The sequence below is a fragment of the Streptomyces sudanensis genome (genome assembly GCF_023614315.1).
In the GTDB taxonomy this organism is placed as follows: domain Bacteria; phylum Actinomycetota; class Actinomycetes; order Streptomycetales; family Streptomycetaceae; genus Streptomyces; species Streptomyces sudanensis.
Window position 1 is genome coordinate 1,094,467 of sequence record NZ_CP095474.1, and the last position, 3,875, is coordinate 1,098,341.

3 protein-coding genes and 1 pseudogene are annotated in these 3,875 nt (G+C 77.2%); all 4 read right to left on the reverse strand.

Going from position 1 to position 3,875, the window contains the following annotated elements; translation table 11 throughout:
* Positions 1–44 precede the first annotated feature (44 nt).
* Positions 45–1,267 (reverse strand): NAD(P)H-hydrate dehydratase (locus tag MW084_RS04895; RefSeq protein WP_275563489.1); only part of this gene is annotated, 1,223 nt, incomplete at its 5' end.
* Between the two features lies 1 nt (position 1,268).
* Positions 1,269–1,487 (reverse strand): annotated as a pseudogene (locus tag MW084_RS04900) (NAD(P)H-hydrate epimerase); the annotation flags it as partial.
* A 4-nt stretch (positions 1,488–1,491) separates the two neighbouring features.
* Positions 1,492–1,860, reverse strand: coding sequence for a holo-ACP synthase (locus MW084_RS04905; protein ID WP_010476453.1), 369 nt, complete (start codon positions 1,858–1,860; stop codon positions 1,492–1,494).
* Entirely contained in the window at positions 1,857–3,704 is a 1,848-nt protein-coding gene (glmS, locus tag MW084_RS04910) for a glutamine--fructose-6-phosphate transaminase (isomerizing) (RefSeq protein ID WP_010476452.1), read from the reverse strand. The genes MW084_RS04905 and glmS overlap by 4 nt, the downstream gene beginning before the upstream one ends.
* Positions 3,705–3,875 lie beyond the last annotated feature (171 nt).

The window sequence follows — 3,875 nt, forward strand, 5'->3', positions numbered from 1 at the left end:
CCCCGTCCCCGTCCCGGAGCCCGCCGGGCGCGCCCGGGCCGCCCTCACCCGCCCGGCGCCTCCGCGGCCACGTCCCGCCAGGCCCCCGGCAGCGCCTCCGCCACCTCGTGGGCGGTGAGCGGGGCGCCCCGCGCGGCGCGGCGGGCCGCCAGGCCGTGCAGGTACGCCCCCGCCGACGCCGCGTCCCGCGCCGCCAGGCCCGCCGCCAGCAGCGAACCCGTCAGGCCCGACAGGACGTCCCCGCTGCCCGCCGTGGCCAGCCACGGGGTGCCGGTCGCGTTCACCCGCACCGGCGTTCCCGGCGACGGGTCGGCGACCAGCGTGGTGGAGCCCTTCAGCAGCACCGTCGCCCCGTACCTCCCGGCCAGCTCGCGTACGGCCTCCAGCCGCCGCGCCTCCACGTCCCCGCGGTCGGTGCCCAGCAGGGCCGCCGCCTCGCCCGCGTGCGGGGTCAGCACGGTCGGCGCGGTCCGCGCCCGCACCGCCGCCGGGTCCAGCGCCCGCAGCCCGTCCGCGTCGACCAGCACCGGCACGTCCGACGCCAGGACGTCCTCCGCGCCCGGCGTGTCCGCCAGCCCCGGCCCGACCACCCACGCCTGGACCCACCCCGCCTCCCCGGGCGGTCCCGCGTGGACCAGCGTCTCCGGGTACCGGGCCAGCACCGCGCCGCCCGCGGGCCCCGCGTACCGCACCGCCCCGGCGCCGCCGCGCAGCGCCCCCGCGACGGCCAGCACGGCGGCCCCCGGGTACCGCGCCGATCCGGCGACGACGCCGACGACCCCGCGCCGGTACTTGTCGCTCCCCGCCCCCGGCGCCGGCAGCAGCCGCGCCACGTCGGCGTGCTGGAGCGCCTCCAGTTCCGGCACGGCCGGCAGCAGGTCCCCGATCCCGATGTCGACCAGCCGCACCGCGCCCGCGTGCTCCCGCGCCGGGTCGACCAGCAGTCCCGGCTTGTACGCGCCGAACGTCACCGTCACGTCCGCCAGGACCGCCTCCCCCTCGACGGCGCCGGTGTCCGCGTCGACGCCGCTCGGCAGGTCCACGGCGACCACCGCCGCCCCGGATCCCCGCGCCGCCCGCACGACCGGCGCCGCGTCCGGACGCAGCCCGCCGCGCCCGCCGATCCCGGTGATGCCGTCCAGGACGAGGTCGGCGCGGGCCAGCACGGCGTACGGGTCGCCGGCGAGCCGGCCCCCGGCCCGCAGGAGCGCGTCGAGCCCGCCCCCGTGGACCCGGCCGCCCAGCGGCACCGCCGACACCCGGGCCCNGCGCCGGGCGAGCCGCGCCCCGGCGTACAGGGCGTCGCCGCCGTTGGCGCCGCTGCCGACGAGGAGGACGACCCGCGCCCCGTACACCCGCCGCAGCAGTCCCGCGCAGGCGGCGGCCAGTCCGGCCGCCGCCCGCCGCATCAGCGCCCCCTCGGGGAGCCGGGCCATCAGGGCGGCCTCGGCGGCCCGCACGTCTCGAACGCGATACGCAGTACGCATGGGGTCAACCCTCGGCGATCACCACGGCGGACGCCACCCCCGCATCGTGACTGAGCGACACGTGCCAGTGCCGCACGCCCAGTTCGGCGGCGCGGGCGGCGACCGTGCCGCGCACCCGCAGCCGGGGCTGCCCGCTCTCCTCCACGTACACCTCGGCGTCCGTCCAGTGCAGCCCCGCCGGCGCGCCGAGCGCCTTGGCGACGGCCTCCTTCGCGGCGAACCGCGCGGCGAGCGAGGCGACCCCCCGGCGCTCGCCGCTCGGCAGGCACAGCTCCCGCTCCAGGAACAGCCTCTCCGCGAGCTGCGGGGTGCGCTCCAGCGCCTCCGCGAACCGGTCGATCTCGGCGACGTCGATCCCCACCCCGATGATCATTCGACGGTGACCGACTTGGCGAGGTTGCGCGGCTGGTCGACCTCGTTGCCCCGGGCGGCGGCGAGTTCGCAGGCGAAGACCTGGAGCGGCACGGTGGCCACGAGCGGCTGGAGGAGCGTCGGCGTGGCCGGGACGCGGATCAGGTGGTCCGCGTACGGCACGACCGCCTCGTCGCCCTCCTCCGCGATGACGATGGTGCGGGCCCCGCGCGCCCGGATCTCCTGGATGTTCGACACGACCTTGCCGTGGAGGACGGACCGCCCGCGCGGCGACGGCGCCACCACGACGACCGGCAGGCCCTCCTCGACGAGCGCGATCGGCCCGTGCTTCAGCTCGCCGGCGGCGAACCCCTCGGCGTGCATGTACGCCAGCTCCTTGAGTTTCAGCGCGCCCTCCAGCGCCACCGGGTAGCCGACGTGCCGGCCGAGGAACAGCACCGTGTCGTGGCCGGCGAGGGACCGGGCCAGCTCCCGCACGGGCTCCATGGTCTCCAGGACCCGCTCCACGTCCTCCGCGATCCGCGCGAGGTCCCGGATGACGGCGCGGACCTCGTCGCCCCACTGGGTGCCGCGCACCTGCCCCAGGTACAGCGCGACCAGGTAGCAGGCGACGAGCTGGGTCAGGAACGCCTTGGTGGACGCGACGGCGACCTCCGGCCCGGCGTGCGTGTACAGCACGGCGTCGGACTCCCGGGGGATGGTGGAGCCGTTGGTGTTGCAGATGGCCAGGACGCGGGCGCCCTGCTCGCGGGCGTGCCGCAGCGCCATCAGGGTGTCCATCGTCTCGCCGGACTGGGAGATCGCGACGACCAGCGTCCGCTGGTCGAGGATCGGGTCGCGGTAGCGGAACTCGCTGGCCAGCTCGACCTCGCAGGGGATGCGGGTCCAGTGCTCGATGGCGTACTTGGCGATGAGGCCGGCGTGGAAGGCGGTGCCGCACGCGACGATGACCACCTTGGTGGCCTCCCGCAGCACGGCGGCGGGGATGCGCACCTCGTCGAGCGCCAGCGCCCCCTCGGCGTCGATCCGGCCGAGCAGCGTGTCCGCGACGGCCTTCGGCTGCTCGGCGATCTCCTTGAGCATGAAGTGGTCGTAGCCGCCCTTCTCGGCGGCGGACGCGTCCCAGTCCACGTGGTACGGGCGCACGTCGGCGGGCGCCCCGTCGAAGTCGGTGACGACGGCGCCGTCCCGGCGCAGCTCGACGACCTGGTCCTGGCCCAGCTCGATCGCGGACCGGGTGTGCCCGATGAACGCGGCCACGTCGGACGCGAGGAACGACTCGCCCTGCCCGACGCCCACGACCAGCGGGGAGTTGCGGCGGGCGCCGACGACGACGTCCGGTTCGTCGGCGTGGATCGCGACGAGGGTGAACGCCCCTTCGAGGCGCCGGCACACCTGCCGCATCGCCTCGGCGAGGTCGGCGGTGGACGAGTGGGCCTCCGCGAGGAGGTGCGCGACGACCTCGGTGTCGGTCTCGGAGGCGAGGTCGTGGCCGCGTGCGGCGAGTTCGGCGCGCAGGGCCGCGAAGTTCTCGATGATGCCGTTGTGGACGACGGCGACGCGGCCCGCGTCGTCGAGGTGGGGGTGCGCGTTGGCGTCGGTCGGGCCGCCGTGGGTGGCCCACCGGGTGTGCCCGATCCCGGTGGAACCGCTCGGCAGGGGCCGGGTGGCCAGTTCCTTGTCCAGGTTGACGAGTTTGCCCGCCTTCTTGGCGGCGGCGAGGCCCCCGTCGGCGAGCACCGCGACCCCAGCCGAGTCGTAGCCCCGGTACTCCAGCCGCTTCAGCCCCGCGATGACGACATCAAGCGCCGACTGCCCGCCGACGTATCCCACGATTCCGCACATGGACCGCAGCCTACGGCCCGTGCGCCGGCGGGGCCCCGCGCATCGGCCCACCTGGCGGAGTCCCCGCCGTCCCGGGGCCGCGACCGCCCTGGACGACGGCCGCCCGGGGCCCGGGAGGGCGCGTGCCGGCGGCGGGGGCGCCGCGCGCGGCCAGGGGACGGATGCGCCAGG

What these genes read in the sequence shown, in the direction of transcription:
- glmS (WP_010476452.1), bottom strand. Translation starts at nt 3,704, where the DNA reads ATGTGCGGAATCGTGGGATACGTCGGCGGGCAGTCGGCGCTTGATGTC.
- MW084_RS04905 (WP_010476453.1), bottom strand. Translation starts at nt 1,860, where the DNA reads ATGATCATCGGGGTGGGGATCGACGTCGCCGAGATCGACCGGTTCGCG.